This window comes from Rhodopseudomonas sp. BAL398 (assembly GCF_033001325.1).
Taxonomy (GTDB): Bacteria; Pseudomonadota; Alphaproteobacteria; order Rhizobiales; family Xanthobacteraceae; genus JARJEH01.
In genome coordinates, this window is the sequence record NZ_CP133111.1 from 2,302,062 (window position 1) to 2,322,482 (window position 20,421).

Sequence of the window (20,421 nt, forward strand, 5' to 3'; positions counted from 1 at the left end):
AAGCTCAGCGCGCGGCGACCTCGGCATCTTCGGCCATCCAGCTGCGCATCCGCGATTGCCCCTCGCCGCTCGGCTGTGCGATCCCGTAATGCCGCGCCAGCCGGTCGAGCGCCAATTGCAGCACGATCTTGCCCGACCGCGCCGGCCAGCCGCGCTCTCGTTCGACATCCTCGAGCCCGCGCAAGAAGCAGCAGACGTCGAGCAGGATCCCGGAGAATTCCGGACCGCAAGCCTGCAACGCCAGCTGAACCCGCTGGCGCGAGGCCACCACCCAATCGGTCATCTCCCCGGCACCGGCGCCCGACCGTCCGGTCGGCGCGCCCCAGTTCGAGGTGACGCGCGGCGACAGGTTGCCGCGGGTGAAGTCGGCGCGCAGCCGTTCGCCGGCCGCGAACTGGTTCGGGGTGATCAGGCTGCGCCCGTCGCGACCCTTGCGCCGCGCCAGCCACGCCAGCGGACTCTCGCTGTCATTGACGGTGACACGGGCGACGCCATCGGCGGTCATGATCTCGCGCGTCGCCAGATCGAGGTGCCGCGCGCGAAAGCCGTCGATCTCCGCGGCGGGGTCGGCCTTGACGCGGCGCCGCGCGGTCTCCTTGCGGTCCTGACGTTTCATCGCGCCGCCCTCCGCGAACAGGCGGATTGACCGGCATCGGCGCGGCACACCTGTTCCAGGGTCGCCAGCCGGCAATCGAGCCAGATGTCGTCGCGGCTATCCTCGACGACGCGGCAGGCATGGGCGACGGTGGTGCGATCGCGCCCGAAACAGCGGCCGATCGCCTCGAAGCCGAGCGCGAAGCCGACATGCGCGAGATACATCGCCACCTGCCGGGCGAATGCCACCCGTGGCGGTCCTCTTGTGGCGGCGGTTAGGGCGCCAGCGTCGAGATTGAAATCGGCGGCGACGCAGGCCACGACGAATTGGCAGATCAGCTCCGGCGTGGCCTGCAGCTCGCAAGCCTGCCGGGAACCAGACAGCTGGGAAGTCGAAGCGGTGATGGCAGCGGATTGGAACATTGCGGGCCTCTCTAGGAATATTTTCACATATCCTAGACGGCATTCCAACCCCGGGGATAAGCATCCGCAGGAATTTTTTCAGGCCCCGGCGTCGGACCGGTCAGGCGCCATGGGTGATTATTTCCGACGGCGACGCTGCTGTCCAAGTCCCATTTTCTTGGCGAGGTTGGACCGGGCCGCCGCGTAATTCGGTGCCACCATCGGGTAATCGGCCGGCAAACCCCATTTTTCGCGATATTGCTCCGGGGTCATCTTATACTGCGTCCGCAAATGCCGTTTCAGCGATTTGAAACGTTTGCCGTCTTCCAAACAGATCAGATATTCGGGCGTCATCGACTTTTTCAGCGGCACCGCCGGCTTGACCGGCTCCACAGCGGGTTCGGCACTGCCGTTGGACACCCGCAGCAGCGCAGCATGAACTTGGCCGATCAATCCGGAAATGTCGGACGCCGGAACCGGATTATTGCTGACATAGGCCGACACAATATTGGCGGTCAATTCGATGAAACTTTTGCCTGAAACATCACTCATCAAACGGGTCTTTCGAGACTCCGACCAGCCCACGTCATGGCTTTGCCACGCGACACCGATCGAAATCCAGCTTGTTGCTAAAAAATGGCGGATCCATTGCGGGCGGATGACTCAGTCGACCACGCATTTACCCATACTATTTCAAATTTTACAGTCGCAGCAAGCTAGACCAACAGACTATGGGCGCTGATCGAGATGCGCGCGCAATTCTTCGATCGATGCGAAGCGCATCATTCCTTCCGGCATCTGCGCCTCGATCGATCCATCGGAGTACAGCGAATAGGCCATGCCATCGACCACGCCGGATTTCAGCACGGTGACCTGGTCGATGTCCTCGTTCGCGGCCTGATCGAGCGGGGGAGCGGTTTCGCTCGCGGGCTCGGCGGGCGGCGCAAGTCCCCGGCGGTGCCCGGGATCGGCGCGCGGCCGCTCGATTTCCGGCCATGCCTCCTGGAATGTCAGCGGCAGCGTTCCGGCAGCCAAGGCAGGCGCGGGCTCGGCCGTATCGGATTTGCGATCACGCTCCTTGCGCGAGGTCGAGGCGAACAACAGGTTGCGCCGCGCCTTGGCCGGGGGCTCGGGCGCCGGTTCAACCGGCGGCTCCGGTTCAGGCGGCCGGGCGATCTCGCGCTGACGACCTCGATCGCGCGCGGCGGCCTCCTGCTGCCAGGGCGGCAGCGACGGTCCTGGACCGGACGGAGCCGGAGATGCGACGTCGACGCGCGGCTCGACCGCGCGATCCCGAGCAAACAACACGCTGTCATTGCCGGCTGCCGGCGCCGGCATCTCCTCGGGAACCGCAAGCCGTGGCGCCAAAGGCATCCGTTCGGCCGATTCCACGACTTCGGCGGCGATCCCGGCGGCAATCAGCTTCAATTCGCGCAGCACGGCGGCCAGCGCGAGCAGGATGGCGCCGGTACCGATGGCGAACACGCCCGATATGATCAGGGTGTTGCCGAAGCTGAATTCCTTGACCGGAACGCCAAATGCGATCGCAACGACGCCAGCCAACAGAAAGGCTATTCCCGCCAGCAACAGCAACATCATTCTCTACTCCACTCTCCGTAGCTTGGACTACGGCCGTCATTGCAACGATAACGTCATCTTGTCCGGATCGGCAATTGCCATTCCGGATTGCAAACAACTTGTTCTTGCAGCCTTCCGCCGCTCGCTCAGCACGAAAGGCAGGCCGCGCGGCAGGGTAGTCGCATTTGCGTGATGCCGCCACGCTGCTGCGGGCTTATCCCGCGTCGTCGTGACCGCGCATTGTTCCGCGCTGCGGCATCAGGCCCTGGACAAGACGGCGCCGCGGGACAGCAAGACGTCCGGCTGAGCCCGGTTTGGCAAACATGACTGCCCCGCCGCTGCGGCGGCTTGCTGCGAAGCAATCGCAGGACTAGGCTATAATGTGAAAATAACACCATCAGGGAAGGAAACGACAATGTCGCCAGCCGAAGCGCGGTTGAAGGAAGTGCCGTCGGAGATGACCGAGGCCGAATGGGCCCAGCGGGTCAATCTCGCCGCCTGTTACCGGCTGGTCGCCTATTACGGCTGGGACGATCTGGTCGACACCCATATTTCCGCGCGCGTCCCCGGACCGGACCATCACTTCCTGATCAATCCCTACGGGCTGATGTTCGACGAGATCACCGCCTCGAGCCTGGTCAAGGTCGACCTCGACGGCAATCAGCTGACCCAGAGCGATTACAAGATCAACCCCGCCGGCTTCACCATCCATTCCGCGGTCCACGAGGTCCGCGAGGACGCCGGCTGCGTGATGCATCTGCACACCCCGGACGGCACCGCGGTGGCGAGCTGTATGGAAGGTCTGCTGCCGCTGAACCAGACCGCGCATTTCGTCACCGGCGACCTCGCCTATCACGATTATGAAGGCGTCGCGCTCGATCATGATGAGCGGCCGCGGCTGCAGCGCGACCTCGGCACCCACAACCACATGCTGCTGCGCAATCACGGCACGCTGACGGTCGGCCGCTCGGTGGCCTCGGCATTCGAGCGGATGTATCATCTGGAGCGCGCCTGCACGATGCAGGTTCGCACCCGGATGCTGGGCCCGACCGCCTATCCGATCGAGAATATCGTGGTCGACAAGAACCACAATCTGATCGCCAATCAGGACGCGATGGATCTGCGCTCGACCAAGCTGGTATGGCCGCCGCTGCTACGCAAGCTCGACCGGATCGATCCGAGCTATCGGAATTGATTTTCGCGCGGATCTGATTTAGCTTCGCGCTACATACCTCTACACGCCGATTCAAAACGCCGCCCAATTCCGGGCGGCGTTTTTGCGGGTCGGTGCTACGGCGGCGGCCACCCTATCGCTACCGCGGCTCTCGGGCGCCGAACCGAGCGTAGCCGATCAGCGCGCAATACACGACGCTGGCGGCCAGCGTGGTGAGCCCGCTGAACATGACCAGGCCAAGGCCCCAGCCCTGCCGGCCGACGAGCAGGCCGAGCACGATCAGCAGCGCGGCTCCGCCGGCGGCGCGCAGCAGACGGGTCGCGGCCGGCGCCAGCGGCCGGCCGACCAGTTCGCGCTGCTGGCGGCGCGTGGCCAGCACCAAGGCGGCGAATCCGACAAGGCAAAGCGCGAAGGCGAGCGCCTGGTTCATCGCGCGCCCTCCCCGGAAGCCAGCGCAACCGTCGGGGATCGCTGCGTGCTGGATCGAACCCCGGCGCCGTGCCGGGCGGTGCGCAGCGCCAGCACGGCGTGCAGCAATGCGAGCGCCCAGCACATTAGATCGACCCCCGCAAACACCCAGTCGCCGTCAGCCAGGCTGCGCCACAGTGGACGCGCTGTGGTGAGCGCATTCAGAATCGGCAGCAAGCCCAGCAACACGGCGGCGCCCCAGAGTTGCTCGACCCAGGCCGACCTCGCCGGGCGCAGCAGCGCGTGCAGCAGCGTCGCCGCCCAGACGATGAAGAACGCGTTGATCTCCCAACCGGCGCGCGCCGGCAACGCCACCGGCAGCAGCCGGTTCGCCCATAGGAACCCGGTCATGGCCACCGACAGGCCGGCGATGGTGGCGATATTCAGCCGCTCGACCAGACGGAACCCGATATGCGGCCGATGCGGATCGGGCAGCTTCTGCCGGCGCTTCACCGTCCACATCACCAGCCCGGTACCGACCATCGCGGTGCCCATCAGGCTGACCAGGAAATACAGCCATCGCATGACGGTGTCGCTGAAGCGGCCGAGATGCAGCCCGTACAGCACGCCGCGGGTCTCGGCGGCTGCCCCGACGTGATCATGCACCGCCAGCAACTCGCCGGTGGTGCCGTCGAATTCCATGGATTGGGGACTCATCGACACGCGGCTTGCATCCGCCCGCGTTACCGCCACGCGTGCGGCGGCGTCGCCAGGGTGAACGGCGTTGACCCGGCCGATCGCATCGTGGCCCCAGCGCTGCTGCGCCTGCCGCACCATCGCCTCGACCGATGCCAGCGGTACCGGCTGGCCGCTCGGCTTGCCCGGCTGGAGGAAAGCGCTGAGCTCGGCGGCGAGCTGCTGGCGCTCGGCCGGCGTCTTGAACGCCGCGCGCTCGCCCCACGGCATGTACAACGCCATCAGGGTCACCAGGCCGGTATAGGTGATCATCGCATGAAACGGCAGCCCGAACACCGACAATGCGTTATGCGCATCGAGCCAGGAGCGTTGCCCCTTGCCCCAGCGGAAGGTGAAGAAGTCGACAAAGATCTTCTTGTGAGTGATCACGCCGGCGACGATGGCAACAAGCATGAACATCGCGGCAACTCCCGCGAGCAACCGGCCCCACAGCACCGGCATGTAGTAGAACTGAAAATGGAAGCGATAGAAGAAATCCCCACCCAGCGTGTCGCGCGACGACACGCTGTGGCCGGTCGCGGGATCGAAGTGGCCCTCGGCAAAGCCGCGGCGACCGGGGCCACGGGTGGCGCCGAGCCAAAACGCGTAGACGCTGTTGTTCCGCGCGTCGGGCAGCCGCAGGCTCCATTGCGAGGCACCGGGCGCGATAATGCCGAGTTCGTCCGCAACGCGCTGCGCCACCACCGCCTGATCGGGAAGCTGCTGCAGGCGCGGCAGCTCCGGCCGCATCCATTGCGACAGCTCGTCCTTGAAATACGACACCGTGCCGGTGAGGAACATGGCATAGAGGATCCAGCCGAGCAGCAGGCCCGCCCAGGTATGCAGGCCGGACATGCTCTGGCGGATGCCACGGCCGGCACCGCGCGGATCGTCTTCCACCTCGACGCCTCGGCCGGTCATCGCGCGCCCCACCAAGCCAGCGGCAACAGCGCGAGCACCACGACGACGAGCCCCGTCCAGGCCTTTGCAGCGCTACGCACAGCGAACACCCAGATCACCGCGCCGGCATAGACCGCGAAGCTCGCGAGTTGGCCGACTAGCACGGCTTGCGGTCGGCCGATCGGCAATGCCAGCACGGCCACGCTGACCAACGCAGCCAGCGCGTAGCCGCCGACCAGGGCGGCGACGATGCGCGAGATCAGCGGGACCGTCGAGCGCGCCCGGTGGACGAGCGAGGTCATCGACCGGGCGTTGCCGCCGGACCCGGCGGAATCGGCGGCAAGCCGTCGGGCTTCACATAGGTGACGGTCGTGGCATAGCTCACGGCGTCGTACTTCTCTCCCGCCCGCTCGCCCGCGGTGCGATCGTTGACGCTGACTTCGGCGACATAGAGCCCCTTCCACGGCATCTCGAAACTGACGAGACCCTGCTCGTCGGTATGCGCCTCCTTGGTCCAGCCCGATTGCGTCGTCAGTGCCACCTTGGTCTTCGGCTTGGGCTGATCCTTGAACACCAGCTTGAATTGCCCCGCCTTGCCGGTCGGTACCAGGTCGAGTGTCAGTTTCGGCTGCTGGGCGGAGAAATCCGTGATCAGGCGCGCGGCCGGATGGAACCAGTTGCGAACCTCCTTGTCCTGCTGCTTCCAGGTGTAGAGCGGGTAGTTCGCATCCTCGGCGACGATGCTGTCGCCCGCCTTGGCGGCGAACGGCAGCGTGAAGCCGGTCGCGGTCTTGGCAGCGTCGGCCGACTGCTCGCCTTTCGCGGCGATCAGCGTGGCGGTCGGCTTGCCGAATTTGTCGAGCAGGCCCGGCGAGGCTTCGCGCAAATTCTCGCCGAACTCGCCGAACCGCACCACTGCGCTCTGCCCGTCCGCCTGCTCGATCCAGATCTGATGCGCCTGCGCGGACGTCGCCACGCCGAACAACGCGATCAGTGCGAGAGAGAGTTTTTTCATGTCGGCACCTCGTTAGCGTCCTATTGAAACATGCTCATGCCCGGCGCGAGGCCGGGCATGACGCGTCGATGGTCGCAACGATCAGAAATCGAACGCTGCAGAAAGAACGTAGGTGCGTGGCGCCCCCACGGTGACGTAGGTGCCAGTGGTCAGCCAATAATTCTCGCCGGTGACATTCTCGATATTGGCGCGGAACGTGACCGGCTTGCCGGTGAGCGCGGTCGTGGTGTAGCGCGCGCCGATGTCGAGCCGGGTCCAGGCCGGAAACTTTACCGTGTTGGCGGTGGTGAGATAGGAGCTTCCGGTGTGGATCACCCGACCGTTGAGCGAGAGACCCCGGACCCACGGCGTATCCCAGTCGAGGCTGGCGGAGAGCGTCGTCCCCGGTACGCCGGCGGCATCGTTGCCGCGTTGCGACGCGATGCTCGGGTTGGTCAGTTCGGGCTTGATGAAGGTCGCACTGACCATGCCGCGCAGGCCCGGCAGCAACAGGCCGTAGGCGTTCAGTTCCACGCCGCGGTTGCGCTGCTCGCCGTCATAGGCCAGCGAACCAAGGGTTCCGCCCGACGTCCGGATCGAGTTCGGCCGCATGATCTGAAACACTGCCGCGGTGGTGGTGATCATACCCCAATCGACCTTGACGCCCGCTTCCTGCTGCTTCGACTTGTAGGGCGCGAGCACCTCGCCGACGTTGTCGTAACCGGCACCGACGATGGTGCCGCGGGTGAGGCCTTCGGCGTAGTTCGCATACAGCGAGACGTTGCGCCAGGGCTTGACGACGATGCCGGCCAGCGGCGTCGTCGCGCTGGTGTCGTAGCCACTGGTGAACGCACCGGTGCTGGTGCTGAAGCTGTCCACCTTCACGTTCTGCTGGCGGACGCCGAGCGTGAGCAGCACCGACTCGTTCAGAAACGACATCGTGTCGACGACCGCGGCGCTGGTCAGGGTCGATTCGGACGCGAGCTGCGGGTCTGTCCGCGCCGCCGTGATCGCAGGAAGCGGCGACGGGTTGTAGATGTTCGACGCCGCCCTGTTGCCTGTAATGTAAGCATTGCCGGCCTCCTGATAGAAGCCGGTATAGGCGACGTTCACCTTGTGGTTGATGAAGCCGGTGTCGAACTGCGAGCGGAAGCCGGCATTGCCGCTGACGGTCTTGGTGTAGGAGTCGTAGTAGTTGTTCTGCACCGTGAAGTTGCCGAGCGCGTCGACGGCGACGGCCGACGACGGGAAGGTCTGATCGTTGGTGCCGTCGCGATAGCCGACGCCGGCATAGGCCGTCAGCCAGCTGGTCAGGTCGTATTCGAAACCCGTCGCGATGGTATTATCCTTCTGGCGAAGTTTCGTGCCGGGATACCAGTTGCTACGCGCATCGGGCGCGGCCGGAATCGAGGTCAGTGTCGACAGCAGGCTGATCTGCGGACGGAAATTGTCGGTGTTGTCGTTCTGCGAGATCGCATCGAGCGTCCAACGCAGCCGGTCGCCGCGATAGTCGATCGCCAGCGCGCCCAGGCCGGACCGGAAATTCCCGTCCTCGATCGAGGCCTCGCCGTTGCGGCCGACGCCGTTGAAGCGGACGCCCCACTCCTTGTTGGCGCCGAAGCGCCGGCTGGTCTCCAAATGCAGGCCGTAATTGGCCCCGCTCATGAAGAACGGCGTCAGGCGCGAGAAATCGGTCTCGGTGGCGCGCTTGGTGACGATGTTGATGCCGCCGCCGACGGTGCCGCTCGGCGCGATGCCGTTGATCAACGCGCCGGGGCCCTTGAGCAGTTCGATCCGCTCGATGATCTGCGCCGGGATGCGCTGCGACGACGACAGCCCGTAGAGGCCGTTGAGGCCGACGTCGGTGGCATTCACGGGGAAGCCGCGAATGACGAAGGTGTCGTCGAAGCCGTTGCTGCCGGTGCTGGTCCGCACCGACGCATCGTTGATCAGCGTGTCGGCCGCGGTGCGCGCCTGCTGGTCCTCGATCAATTGCGAGGTGTAGTTCACCGTCGAGAACGGCGTATCCATCACGCTGGTGGAGCCGAGTAGGCCGAGCGTTCCGCCCTGCGCCACCTGACCGCCCGCATAGGCCGGCGCGGGAATTCCGATCGTTCGCGTCGTCCCCAAAGTGGTCGCCGGCGCGACCGGCTCGGGAGGCCGCTCGTTCCGCCGCGGCGCGACGCGGGCGGAACGCCGCGGGGTACCGCGAGGCCGAACGGCGCGCGTCGTCCGCGCTCTCTGCTGCGGCGCATCGACGGACACCGGCGGCAACACGCGTGGCTCTGTGCTCTGCGCCGCGCTCGGCGACGCCGTCATTGCAGTCAGGCACATCGACACGACGCTCGTCGCGACGCCGAAGCACCAACGGTTTTTGTTGTTCTTGAAATTTTTCACTCAACGTCCCCAGTTCATTCACGACGCGTGACTAGGGGATCGAAATTGAGGGGGCAACGGACCCAGTTTAGAATCCGTTGACGCAATCGCCATCTGCTGCATCACGCCAACGACGACAGCCGCGACGATTAGAACGACTCCAATCGCGCCGGCGGCAAGATCGTTCGACGCGATCGGCGCAGCGCGATCTGCAAAAGGACTGAAAACTCTTGCGCGCCCGCGCGTTCTAAGCCGCGCAGCGCGAAGCAATCAGATTGCCTCGCACCGTGGTCGGACTTAGAACGATTCCGCATTTACGCGGTTATGGGGTACCGCGAAAACGGCTCGCGTCGTGCGAGGTGACGCTATGACGCGGCCAGCTCACCGCGGCGCGACCGCCAAGGCATCGATAATCCGCGCCCACGACCTGATGCCCTTGTGGAAGCTTTGCAGGTCGTATTTTTCGTTGGGCGAATGGATATTGTCGTCATCCAGCCCGAAGCCGACCAGCAGCGTATCGACGCCGAGCGTGCGCTTGAAATCGGCGACGATCGGGATCGAGGCGCCGGAGCCGATCAGCAGCGCGTCCTTGCCCCATTCGTCGGTCAGCGCGCGCTTGGCCGCCGCCAGCGGCTTCATGTTCCAGTCGAGCGCGATCGCCGGCGCGTTGGAGTGATCGAGGAATTCGGCGCTGCAGTCGCCCGGTAGCTGCGCGGTGACAAAGGCGCGGAAGGCGTCGCGGATCTTCGCTGGGTCCTGCCCCTCGACAATGCGGAACGAGACTTTCGCCGAGGCTTCCGCGGCTATCACCGTCTTGGAGCCCTCACCGATATAGCCGCCGACGATGCCGTTGATGTCGCAAGTGGGGCGCGACGAGATCTGCTCGATCAGCAGCCGGTCATCCTCGCCGGCCGGAATCGACAGCCCGATCGGCTTGAGAAAACTCTCGGCCGTGAGATTCAGCTTTTTCCACTGCTCCAGGATTTCGGGCGGCAGATCCTTCACGCCGTCGTAGAAGCCCGGGATGGTGATGCGGCCATGCGCGTCATGCAGCCCGCCGAGAATCCGCGTCAGCACCCGGATCGGATTCTGCGCGCCGCCGCCGAAAATGCCGGAATGCAGATCGCGGTTGGCGGCCTTGATCTTGACTTCCTCATAGACCAGCCCGCGCAGCGAGGTGGTAATCGCCGGCGTGTTCGGGTCCCACATTCCGGTGTCGCAGACCAGTGCGAAGTCGGCGGCGAGATCGGTCTTGTTGGCCTCGAGGAACGCCACGAAGTTCTTCGAGCCGACCTCCTCCTCGCCCTCGATGACGATGGTGAGATCGAACGGCAGCGAACCGGTCACCGCCACCCAGGCGCGGCAGGCCTCGACGAAGGTCGAGAGCTGACCCTTGTCGTCCTGCGCGCCGCGCGCGACGATGATCTTGCGGCCATCGGCATGGTCGGTCACCACCGGCTCGAATGGCGGCCTATTCCACAGCTCCAGCGGATCGACCGGCTGCACGTCGTAATGACCATAGAACAGCGCGTGCGGCCGCTTTCCAGTGTTGCCCTTGGCCTTGGCGACGATCGCCGGATGGCCGGCGGTCGGCTTCACCTCGGCGGCGAAATCCAACGATGTAAAGTCGGCGGCCAGATGCGCGGCGGCGGCCTTGCAGTCGGCGGCGAAGGCCGGATCGGCCGAGATCGACTTGATCCGCAGCAGCGTGAACAGCCGCTGCAGCGAATGATCGAAATCGGCGTCGACGCGGTCGAGCACCGCTTGCAGTGGCGAGGTCGTGGACATTGGAGTTTCCTTGCGTGAGCTGGTTACAGCATGATCCCGAAAAGTGGATCCCGGTTTTCGGAAGAGATCATGCTCAAACAACAAGCTAGAGCGGGATGACGATTCGAGGATAAGTCATCCTGCTCTAGCGACGTAGCAAGCCGCCGAGCGCGCCGCGCACGATGGCGCGGCCGACCGAGCCGCCGAGCGCGCCGCCCATTGATTTTCCCAGATCGGCGACGATGCCGCCGACCACTTTGTTGGTGACCGTGCGGGTGACATCGCGCGCGATCACCTGCCCGGTCGAGAGCTTGCCGCGCGGCGTGTTGGTGCCGAAGATGGTGCCGACGATCGAGCCGATCTGCCCGAGAATGCCGCCTTCGGCGGGCGCGTTGCCGCCGGTCGCCGCGTTCTGATCGATGCGGGCCAGCAGTTTTTCGTAGGCGGATTCGGAATCGATGGCGGTATCGTATTTGCCCTTTACCGGGCTCGCATTGATGATCGCCTGGCGCTCGTCCGGCGTGACCGGCCCGATCCGTGCCGACGGCGGCCGGATCATGACGCGCTCGACCATCGCCGGCGTGCCATTGCCTTCCAGAAACGACACCAGCGCTTCGCCGGTGCCGAGCTCGGTGATGACTGTCGCGGTATCGAGCTTGGGGTTCGGCCGGAAGGTCTGCGCCGCGGCGGCGACCGCCTTCTGGTCGCGCGGCGTGAACGCCCGCAGCGCGTGCTGCACGCGGTTGCCGAGCTGGGCCAGCACCTTGTCCGGCACGTCGATCGGATTTTGCGTCACGAAATAGACCCCGACGCCCTTGGAGCGGATCAGCCGCACCACCTGTTCGATCTTGTCGAGCAGCGGTTTCGGCGCATCATTGAACAACAGGTGCGCCTCGTCGAAAAAGAACACCAGCTTGGGCTTGGCCGGATCGCCAACCTCGGGCAGTTCCTCGAACAGTTCCGACAGCATCCACAGCAAGAAAGTCGCGTAAAGCCGCGGGTTCGACATCAGCTTGTCGGCGACCAGGATATTGACGATTCCGCGCCCGTCGCGGTCGGTGCGCATGAAGTCCTGCAATTGCAGCGCCGGCTCGCCGAAGAATTTGGCGCCGCCCTGATTTTCCAGAACCAGCAGCTGGCGCTGGATGGTGCCGACGGTCTGCTTGGTGACGTTGCCGAGCGCTTGCGCGGCCTGACGAATGTCGGCGTTGACGTCGCCATTTTCGGCTACCTTCTGCGCGATCGGCACGATGGCGTCGAGCACCGCGCGCAGATCCTTCATGTCGATCAACGGCAGGCCCATGTCGTCGGCGACCCGGAAGGCGACATTGAGCACGCCTTCCTGCACGTCGTTGAGATCGAGCATCCGCGACAGCAGCAGCGGTCCCATCTCGGTGGCGGTGGCGCGCACCGGATGGCCCTGCTCGCCGAACACGTCCCAGAACACCGTGGAGAATTGGTCAGGTTGAAATGTCAGCCCCATCGACTTAGCGCGCTTGAGGATGAAGTCCTTGGCGACGCCGACCTCGGCGATGCCCGAAAGGTCGCCCTTGATGTCGGCGGCGAACACCGGCACGCCGGCGCGCGCGAAGCCTTCCGCCATCACCTGCAGCGACACCGTCTTTCCCGTGCCGGTCGCGCCGGTCACCAGACCGTGGCGATTGGCGAGACCCAACGTCAGCCAGGCCGGTTGCTGGTCCTTGCCGATGAAGAGCCTATCGTCGGTATCGCCGATACCCGTCTCGGTCGTCGTCATCGTATCTCCGCACGTCAGCCGCAGGGCCGCGAAGCGTCCCGCCGCGGCCATATCCTGCACATCGGTTGCATCTGTTCAACGAGGATTGCAATCGAAACCGACAACAAGAACTAAATTCACGATACAAATTCCATTCAATTCGCGATGCAAAAACCCGCTGCGCGGCGCGGATCGCGTCATGCTTTGGCATTGTTGCAACAGTCGCGATGCGATGATGCCGAATCGATCCGGCGCACGCGACCGTCGCTTGTGTTTCGCTTCACGTCGGATCAGGATAAATCCACGATCAAGATCCGGTCAAAACCGGCAGCGTTGCGGCGGGGGCGTTATGGACGAGTTGGTTGAGCGGCTGGCCCTTAAGGCCGGCTTGGAGAAAGCTGTTGCCGGAAAGACGATCGGCATCATTCTCGGTTTCCTTCGCAGCGAAGGACCGCCCGACCAGGTTCAAGCACTGATCGATACTATTCCGGGCGCAGAAGCCGCGATCGATTCCGCAGGCGCGACACGCGGCGGGATCGGCCGGCTGATGGGCGGCGGCGTTATGGCGCTCGGCGCCAAGCTGATGGGCCTAGGCCTCGGCGTGGCAGATATTCAGAATGTCGCGCGTGAACTTTTCAAGTTCGGACGTGACAAAATCGGGGCCGACCAAATGAGCGCGATCATATCCGGCACACCAGGCCTGCGGCAATTTACCTGAATTCCATTTCTTGAACCTTTGTACTTAGAGAACCATGACATATTCCATCTCCAAGATCGACGGCATCACGGCCGCCGCCGCCACCAAGTTGAAATCGACTGGAATCCGCACGACGGACGCATTGCTCGAGGCCGCCAAGACCGTGAGGGGCCGCAAGGAACTGGCCGCCAAGACCGGCATCACCGAACAACAATTACTGGAATGGGCCAATATCGCCGATTGCATGCGGGTTCCCGGCATGGGCAAGGCCAAGGCCAAGCTGCTGCGCGCCGCCGGCGTCGCCACGCTGCGCGAATTCACCCATCGCAACCCGTCCCGTCTGGCGCAACACATGAAAGACGCCAACACCACGCGCAAGCTGGTGCGGGTCCTGCCTTCGGAAAAATCGGTCGGGCAACTGATCGAAAAGGCCCGCAAGCTGCCCCTGAAGATCAGCTACTAACGGGTCCCGCGGCCCTTGCCGACCCGCTTGACTCCGATGCGCCGACCGCGCAAAGCGCTGCGCATGACCGCAAATACGTCCATCGAGCCCGCGGAACCGGATCATCCGCCGCTGCGGGCGCTGCTGACGCAGCCGCTCCCGGCGGTGATGGGCGTGCTCAATATCACCCCGGACTCGTTCTCCGACGGCGGCCAGTTCCTGGCGCCCGAACCCGCTCTGGAGCAGGCGCGCCGGATGATCGCGCAGGGCGCGGACATCATCGATATCGGCGCCGAATCCACCCGGCCCTATGGCGATCAACGGCCGGTCTCCGCCGAACAGGAATTGCAGCGGCTGCGGCCGGTGCTGGCGCAGGTCGTGGCGCTCGGGACGCCGGTATCGATCGACAGCATGAAGGCCGACATCGTGGCGTGGGCGCTGGATGCGGGCGCGGCGATCGCCAACGACGTCTGGGGCCTGCAGCGCGATCCGCAGATGGCGGCGGTCGTCGCCTCGCGCGGCGCCCCGGTGATCGTCATGCACAACCGCGATGCGGTCGATCCGGCGCTGGATATCATCGCCGACATCAAGGCATTTTTCGAGCGCTCGCTGCGGATCGCCGCGCAGGCCGGAATCGCGCGCGACAACATCGTGCTCGATCCCGGGATCGGCTTCGGCAAGACCCCGGAGCAAAGCATGATGACGCTGGCGCGGCTCGCCGAATTACGCGACTTCGGCCTGCCGCTGCTGGTCGGCGCGTCGCGCAAGCGTTTTATCAGCACGGTGTCGCCGTCGGAGCCGCAAGACCGGCTCGGCGGCTCGATCGCCGCGCATCTGATCGCCGCGCGCCATGGCGCGCGGATCATTCGCACCCATGACGTGGCGCAGACCGCGCAAGCGCTGCGGGTCGCCAGGGCCATCGAGGACCAGCAATGAACGACACCATCTTCATCAAGGGCCTGGTGATCCATGCGCGCCACGGCGTGATGGAACACGAGACCGAAGTCGGCCAGCGCTTCGTGATCGACCTCGAACTGACCGTCGACCTCGCGGAATCCTCGCGCACCGACCGGCTCGCCGACACCGTGTCCTATTCCAACGTGGTGGCGAGCGCGACCGCGGCGTTCAAGGATGCCAATTACCGGCTGCTGGAACGCGCAGCCGGCGCCGTCGCCGACGCCATTCTGGTGGCGTTTCCGCGCATCGATGCGGTCAAGGTCACGGTGCACAAGCCGCACGCCCCGATCGCGGCGATCTTCGACGATGTCGGCGTGATCCTCAGCCGCAGCCGAGAGCAGCCGTCGCATGGCTGAGGTCTTGATCGCGCTCGGCGGCAATGTCGGCGACGTCCGCGCGACGTTTCGCAAGGCGATCTCCAATATCTGCGGCATGACCCAGGCGGCGCTGCTGGCGCGCTCGTCGGACTACGCCACGCCGCCCTGGGGCGACGAGAGCCAGGCCCGCTTCGTCAACGCCTGCATCGAAATCGACACCAGCCTCGATCCGCACGCGCTGCTGTTCACGCTGCACAAGATCGAGAAGAAGTTCGGCCGCGACCGCGCCAACGAGACCCGCTGGGGCCCGCGCACGCTCGATCTCGATCTGCTCGCCTATGACGACGTCACGCTCGACAAGCCGGAACTGACGCTGCCGCATCCGCGGTTGTTCGACCGCGCCTTCGTGCTGGTGCCGCTGGCTGAGATCGCCCCGGACCGGATGATTGCCGGCCAGACCCCGCTTCAAGCGCTGGCGAAACTGTCGCGCGCCGGGATCGAGCGGCTGCCCGATCTCGACAGCTAGCCTTTTGGCCCAAAACAACCGTTTGGCTTGAGCCTCGCTACGTGGCATTTTCGGCCCAAACAGACCACAACGCCCCGGGAGCGATTTTCCAGCAATGCCCACTGCAACTCAAGAGCCTGCACCCCAAGCGCCTGTTGCCAACCCAGAGCTCCGGCTCGCCGCCGACTTCGCGCCTGCGAGCTATGATGATTGGCGCAAGCTGGTCGACGGCGTCCTCAAAGGTGCGCCGTTCGAGAAGCTGATCAGCAAGACCTATGACGGCGTCAAGATCCAGCCGATCTATCCGCGCGCCAAGGATGCCTCACCGATCGCCGGACGGGCCGCGGCGCCGTGGCAGATCATGCAGCGGATCGACCATCCGGAGGCCGCCAAGGCCAATGCGCAGGCGCTGCACGATCTGGAAAACGGCGCCAACGGCCTGACCCTGGTATTCGCCGGCGCCAATGGCGCGCGCGGCTTCGGCCTGCCCGCCACCGAGGAGGCCGTCGCCAAGGTGCTGGATGGCGTGTTGCTCGATGCCGGGATCGCGATCGAATTGCAGGTCGGGCCGCAGGCGCGGATGGCGGCGATCTACCTCGCCGAGCTGATCAAGCAGCGCGGCATCGATCCGGCCAGTTGCGAGATCCGGTTCGGGCTCGATCCGATCGGCGCCTGCGCGGTGTGGGGCTCCAGCGCCTATAATTGGTGGGAGATCGCCCCGGCCTTCACCGACGCGATCAAGAAGGTCGCGGGCGCCGGCTTCAAGGGCCCGTTCGCGGTCGCCGATGGCCGCGTCATCCACGATGCCGGCGGCTCGGAAGTGCAGGAACTGGCTTATGTGCTCGCTGTCGGCGTGGCCTATCTGCGCGCGCTGGACGACGCCAATGTGCCGCTCGATGCCGCGCGCGGCATGATCTATGCCCGGCTCAGCGCCGATGCCGACCAGTTCCTGACGCTGGCGAAATTCCGCGCCCTGCGGCTGCTCTGGGCGCGGATCGAGGAAGGCTGCGGCCTGACGCCGAAGCCGCTGTTCATCGCCGCCGAAACCGCGTGGCGGATGCTGACCCAGCGCGACCCTTACGTGAACATGCTGCGCGCCACGGTGGCGACCTTCTCGGCCGGGCTCGGCGGCGCCAATTCGATCAGTGTGCTGCCGCACACTTTCGCGCTCGGCCTGCCCGACGCCTTTGCGCGCCGCGCCGCGCGCAACACCCAGCTGGTGCTGCTGGAGGAATCCAACCTCGCCAAGGTCGCCGATCCGGCCGCCGGCTCCGGCGGCATCGAGGCGCTGACCCAGGAATTGTGCACGGCCGCCTGGGCCCAATTCCAGGAGATCGAGACCGCCGGCGGCGCGTTCCAGGCGATCGGCAACAATCTGATCCAGCCCAAGGTCGCCGCCACCCGCGCGGCCAGGCAGGCCGCGATCGCCAAGCGCCGCGACGTCTTGACCGGCGCCAGCGAGTTCCCCAACCTGCACGAGGCCCGCGCCATCGTGCTGAAGATCAAGCCGGTCGCCACCGGTCCTTACGGCAAGGACAAGATCAAGTTCAACGCGCTGGAGCCAATCCGGCTGGCGGTGCCGTTCGAAGCGTTGCGCGACAAGTCCGACCACCTGCTGGCGCGCAAGGGCGCACGACCCAAGGTGTTTCTCGCCAGCCTCGGCACCGCGGCGGATTTCACCGCCCGCGCCGGCTTCGCCAAGAGTTTCTTCGAGACCGGCGGCATCGAGGCGATCGACACCGAGGGGTTCGCCGACCCCGACGCCCTGGCCGCCGCCTTCACCGCCTCGGGCGCGGCGCTGGTCTGCCTGTGCTCCTCCGACAAGTTCTATGCCGGCCATGCCGCCGCCGCGGCCAGCGCGCTCAAGGCGGCAGGCGCCAAACATATCTATCTGGCCGGCCGGCCCGGCGAGCTGGAAGCGCAGCTGCGCCAAGCCGGCGTGCAGGACTTCATCTTTGCCGGCGGCGACGCGCTGGCGCTGCTGAACGCCGCCTATCAGCAGATCGAAGCAGCATGACCCAGACCGTCAAACCCCTGTTGACCGGCGGCTGCCAATGCGGCGCGATCCGCTTTGCGCTGACAGCTGCGCCGTTGCGGATCACGATCTGCCATTGCCGGATGTGCCAGAAGGCCACCGGCGCGCCATTTGCGTCGCTGGCCGAAGTGGCACGGGAGAATTTCGCCTGGACTCATGGCAAGCCGGCTTCGTTCCGCTCCTCCTCGATCGCCGAGCGCGATTTCTGCAAGGCCTGCGGCACGCCGCTGAGCTACCGCCAGAACGAGGGCAGCAGCATCGAGATCATGACCGGCGCGTTCGACCGCCCCGACCGGGTGGTGCCGACGGTGCAGCTCGGCGCCGAATCCCGGCTCGGCTGGGTCGGCTCCATCGCCAATCTGCCCAGCAAGACCACGCAGCAGATCTACGGAACCGAGAAACTGGCGCAGGTCTTCAGCTATCAGCAGCCGGATCATGACTGAGCCCCGGCCCAATGACGATGTGTCGCTTATCTGATATGATTGATGTTCCAACAACAGCCCGTCATGCCCGGGCGAAGGCGCGAAGCGCAGCTTCGCAACTGAAGTCCCGGGTATCCACGTCTTTCGTGGATCAAGACGTGGATGGCCGGGACGAGCCCGGCCATGACGGCAGAGGCAAATAGCATGAGCAAGATTCCGAATTTCGCCGATCTCGCATTCCGCAACGCGGCCGCTTCGCCCGCGGTCGGCCAGACCGAGCCGTGGCTGACGCCCGAAGGCATCCTGGTCAAGCCGGGCTACACCGAGGCCGACCTCGACGGCATCGACTTCCTTGAGACCTGGCCCGGCATCGCGCCGTTTCTGCGCGGCCCCTACCCGACTATGTATGTCAATCAGCCCTGGACCATCCGGCAATATGCCGGCTTCTCCACCGCGGAAGATTCCAACGCGTTCTATCGCCGCAACCTTGCCGCCGGCCAGAAGGGCCTGTCGGTGGCGTTCGATCTCGCCACCCATCGCGGCTATGATTCCGATCATCCGCGCGTCACCGGCGATGTCGGCATGGCGGGCGTCGCGATCGATTCGATCTACGACATGCGCACGCTGTTCTCCGGCATTCCGCTCGACCAGATGAGCGTGTCGATGACCATGAACGGCGCGGTGCTGCCGATTCTGGCGCTCTACGTCGCCGCCGCCGAGGAACAGGGCGTGCCGCCGGAAAAACTCACCGGGACGATTCAGAACGACATTCTGAAAGAGTTCATGGTGCGCAACACCTATATCTATCCGCCGGCGCCCTCGATGCGGATCATCTCCGACATCTTCGCCTACACCTCGCAGAAGATGCCGAAATACAATTCGATTTCGATTTCCGGCTATCACATGCAGGAAGCCGGTGCCACGCAGGATCTCGAGCTGGCCTATACGCTGGCCGACGGCGTCGAATATCTGCGCGCCGGCCTTGCCGCCGGCATCGACGTCGACCGCTTTGCGCCAAGGCTGTCGTTCTTCTGGGCGATCGGCATGAACTTCTTCATGGAAGTCGCCAAGATGCGCGCGGCGCGGCTGCTGTGGGCGAAGCTGCTGACCCAGTTCAATCCGCAAAATCCGAAATCGCTGAGCCTGCGCACCCATTGCCAGACCTCGGGCTGGTCGCTGACGGCGCAGGACGTCTACAACAATGTGATGCGCACCACCATCGAGGCGATGGCCGCCACCCAAGGCCACACCCAGTCGCTGCACACCAACGCGCTCGACGAGGCCCTCGCCCTGCCGACCGATTTCTCGGCGCGGATCGCTCGTAATACGCAATTATTCCTGCAGCAGGAAAGCGGCACCAACCGGATCATCGATCCATGGGGCGGCTCCTACTATGTCGAACGGCTGACCCACGATCTGGCGACAAAAGCCTGGGGCCACATCCAGGAAGTCGAGGCGCTGGGCGGCATGGCCAAGGCGATCGAAGCCGGCGTGCCGAAGCTGCGCATCGAGGAAGCCTCGGCCAAGACCCAGGCGCGGATCGACGCCGGGCGGCAATCGGTGATCGGCGTCAACAAGTACAAGCCGGTCGACGAAGCGCCGATCGACGTGCTCAAGGTCGAGAACTCGACGGTGCGGCGGCTGCAGATCGACAAGCTGAAGCGGCTGAAGAGCGACCGCAGCCAGGCCGATGTCGACGCCGCGCTCAACGCGCTGACCCGCTCGGCCACCGAAGGCAATGGCAATCTGCTGGCGCTGGCGATCGACGCGGCGCGAGCCAAGGCGACCGTCGGCGAAATCTCCGACGCGCTGGAGAAGGTCTATGGCCGCCACCGCGCCGAGATCCGCTCGATCAGCGGCGTCTACAAACGGGAGACCGCGACGATGTCGAACCGGGTGGAAAAGGTGCAGGCGCTGATCGACGCCTTCGAGGACGCCGAGGGCCGTCGCCCGCGCATCCTGGTCGCCAAGATCGGCCAGGACGGCCATGACCGCGGCCAGAAGGTGATCGCCTCGGCCTTCGCCGATATCGGCTTCGACGTCGATATCGGGCCCCTGTTCGCCACCGCCGACGAAGCCGCCAGGCAGGCGGTGGAAAACGACGTGCATATTCTCGGCGTCTCGTCGCTGGCCGCCGCGCATCTGTCCGCAGTGCCGGAGCTGAAGGCGGCGCTGAAGAAGCAGGGTCGCGAGGACATCATGATCATCATCGGCGGCGTGGTGCCGCCGCAGGATTACGAAGCGCTGTACCAGGCCGGCGCCGAGGCGATCTTCCCGCCCGGCACCGTGATTGCGGACGCCGCCGAGGAGCTGATCCACAAGCTCAATGCAAGATTGGGACATAGCGAGGCGGCGGAGTAGCTGCCCGCCTCAAACTTATGTG

General features: G+C 65.1%; 20 protein-coding genes. 9 read left to right on the top strand and 11 right to left on the bottom strand.

Annotated features, from left to right (window positions below; translation table 11 throughout):
• Window positions 1-4 precede the first annotated feature (4 nt).
• The 4 genes from RBJ75_RS11050 to RBJ75_RS11065 form a co-directional block, all read right to left on the bottom strand.
• Entirely contained in the window at window positions 5-616 is a 612-nt protein-coding gene (locus tag RBJ75_RS11050) for a DUF6456 domain-containing protein (RefSeq protein ID WP_044411822.1), read from the bottom strand.
• On the bottom strand, window positions 613-1,017 hold the full coding sequence (locus RBJ75_RS11055; RefSeq protein ID WP_044411820.1) for a helix-turn-helix domain-containing protein: 405 nt from the start codon (window positions 1,015-1,017) through the stop codon (window positions 613-615). The genes RBJ75_RS11050 and RBJ75_RS11055 overlap by 4 nt, the downstream gene beginning before the upstream one ends.
• Before the next feature lie 117 nt (window positions 1,018-1,134).
• Window positions 1,135-1,548, bottom strand: a complete 414-nt coding sequence (locus RBJ75_RS11060) for a MucR family transcriptional regulator (RefSeq protein WP_044411817.1) — start codon at window positions 1,546-1,548, stop codon at window positions 1,135-1,137.
• A gap of 177 nt (window positions 1,549-1,725) precedes the next feature.
• Window positions 1,726-2,595, bottom strand: a complete 870-nt coding sequence (locus RBJ75_RS11065; RefSeq protein WP_276156498.1) for a hypothetical protein — start codon at window positions 2,593-2,595, stop codon at window positions 1,726-1,728.
• Between the two features lie 394 nt (window positions 2,596-2,989).
• Between RBJ75_RS11065 and RBJ75_RS11070 the strand changes: the two genes are divergently transcribed.
• The gene (locus RBJ75_RS11070) at window positions 2,990-3,769 is read left to right on the top strand and encodes a class II aldolase/adducin family protein (RefSeq protein WP_044415386.1); all 780 of its coding nucleotides are present in this window, start codon (window positions 2,990-2,992) and stop codon (window positions 3,767-3,769) included.
• Window positions 3,770-3,887: 118 nt separating this feature from the next.
• On the opposite strand, the gene RBJ75_RS11075 is transcribed toward RBJ75_RS11070, so the two are convergent.
• The 7 genes from RBJ75_RS11075 to RBJ75_RS11105 all read right to left on the bottom strand — a co-directional run bounded on the left by RBJ75_RS11075 (window position 3,888) and on the right by RBJ75_RS11105 (window position 12,684).
• On the bottom strand, window positions 3,888-4,178 hold the full coding sequence (locus RBJ75_RS11075; protein WP_044415388.1) for a DUF3325 domain-containing protein: 291 nt from the start codon (window positions 4,176-4,178) through the stop codon (window positions 3,888-3,890).
• A complete protein-coding gene (locus tag RBJ75_RS11080) occupies window positions 4,175-5,812 on the bottom strand; it encodes a PepSY-associated TM helix domain-containing protein (RefSeq protein WP_234707493.1) in 1,638 nt (545 codons plus the stop codon). The genes RBJ75_RS11075 and RBJ75_RS11080 overlap by 4 nt, the downstream gene beginning before the upstream one ends.
• Entirely contained in the window at window positions 5,809-6,093 is a 285-nt protein-coding gene (locus tag RBJ75_RS11085) for a DUF3649 domain-containing protein (protein WP_044415389.1), read from the bottom strand. The genes RBJ75_RS11080 and RBJ75_RS11085 overlap by 4 nt, the downstream gene beginning before the upstream one ends.
• On the bottom strand, window positions 6,090-6,806 hold the full coding sequence (locus tag RBJ75_RS11090) for a cobalt ABC transporter substrate-binding protein (protein WP_044415391.1): 717 nt from the start codon (window positions 6,804-6,806) through the stop codon (window positions 6,090-6,092). The genes RBJ75_RS11085 and RBJ75_RS11090 overlap by 4 nt, the downstream gene beginning before the upstream one ends.
• An 81-nt stretch (window positions 6,807-6,887) precedes the next feature.
• On the bottom strand, window positions 6,888-9,182 hold the full coding sequence (locus RBJ75_RS11095; protein WP_044415393.1) for a TonB-dependent receptor: 2,295 nt from the start codon (window positions 9,180-9,182) through the stop codon (window positions 6,888-6,890).
• Window positions 9,183-9,542: 360 nt separating this feature from the next.
• Window positions 9,543-10,949, bottom strand: coding sequence for a M20/M25/M40 family metallo-hydrolase (locus tag RBJ75_RS11100; protein ID WP_044415395.1), 1,407 nt, complete (start codon window positions 10,947-10,949; stop codon window positions 9,543-9,545).
• A gap of 124 nt (window positions 10,950-11,073) precedes the next feature.
• Complete coding sequence (locus tag RBJ75_RS11105; RefSeq protein ID WP_276156213.1) at window positions 11,074-12,684, bottom strand: helicase HerA-like domain-containing protein; 1,611 nt, start codon at window positions 12,682-12,684, stop codon at window positions 11,074-11,076.
• A gap of 328 nt (window positions 12,685-13,012) precedes the next feature.
• Between RBJ75_RS11105 and RBJ75_RS11110 the strand changes: the two genes are divergently transcribed.
• The 8 genes from RBJ75_RS11110 (at window position 13,013) to scpA (ending at window position 20,399) form a co-directional block, all read left to right on the top strand.
• On the top strand, window positions 13,013-13,381 hold the full coding sequence (locus RBJ75_RS11110) for a hypothetical protein (protein WP_044413937.1): 369 nt from the start codon (window positions 13,013-13,015) through the stop codon (window positions 13,379-13,381).
• Window positions 13,382-13,415: 34 nt separating this feature from the next.
• Complete coding sequence (locus RBJ75_RS11115; protein ID WP_044413934.1) at window positions 13,416-13,823, top strand: DUF4332 domain-containing protein; 408 nt, start codon at window positions 13,416-13,418, stop codon at window positions 13,821-13,823.
• A gap of 63 nt (window positions 13,824-13,886) precedes the next feature.
• Window positions 13,887-14,738: a dihydropteroate synthase gene (folP, locus tag RBJ75_RS11120; RefSeq protein WP_044413940.1), complete on the top strand. Its 852-nt coding sequence runs from the start codon at window positions 13,887-13,889 to the stop codon at window positions 14,736-14,738.
• Complete coding sequence (folB, locus tag RBJ75_RS11125) at window positions 14,735-15,115, top strand: dihydroneopterin aldolase (protein ID WP_044413930.1); 381 nt, start codon at window positions 14,735-14,737, stop codon at window positions 15,113-15,115. Before folP ends, folB begins: the two co-directional genes overlap by 4 nt.
• On the top strand, window positions 15,108-15,602 hold the full coding sequence (folK, locus tag RBJ75_RS11130) for a 2-amino-4-hydroxy-6-hydroxymethyldihydropteridine diphosphokinase (protein WP_044413926.1): 495 nt from the start codon (window positions 15,108-15,110) through the stop codon (window positions 15,600-15,602). The genes folB and folK overlap by 8 nt, the downstream gene beginning before the upstream one ends.
• A gap of 94 nt (window positions 15,603-15,696) precedes the next feature.
• Window positions 15,697-17,598: a methylmalonyl-CoA mutase subunit beta gene (locus RBJ75_RS11135; protein ID WP_044413924.1), complete on the top strand. Its 1,902-nt coding sequence runs from the start codon at window positions 15,697-15,699 to the stop codon at window positions 17,596-17,598.
• Window positions 17,595-18,059: a GFA family protein gene (locus RBJ75_RS11140; protein WP_044413922.1), complete on the top strand. Its 465-nt coding sequence runs from the start codon at window positions 17,595-17,597 to the stop codon at window positions 18,057-18,059. The genes RBJ75_RS11135 and RBJ75_RS11140 overlap by 4 nt, the downstream gene beginning before the upstream one ends.
• A 183-nt stretch (window positions 18,060-18,242) precedes the next feature.
• Complete coding sequence (scpA, locus tag RBJ75_RS11145) at window positions 18,243-20,399, top strand: methylmalonyl-CoA mutase (RefSeq protein WP_044413920.1); 2,157 nt, start codon at window positions 18,243-18,245, stop codon at window positions 20,397-20,399.
• Window positions 20,400-20,421 lie beyond the last annotated feature (22 nt).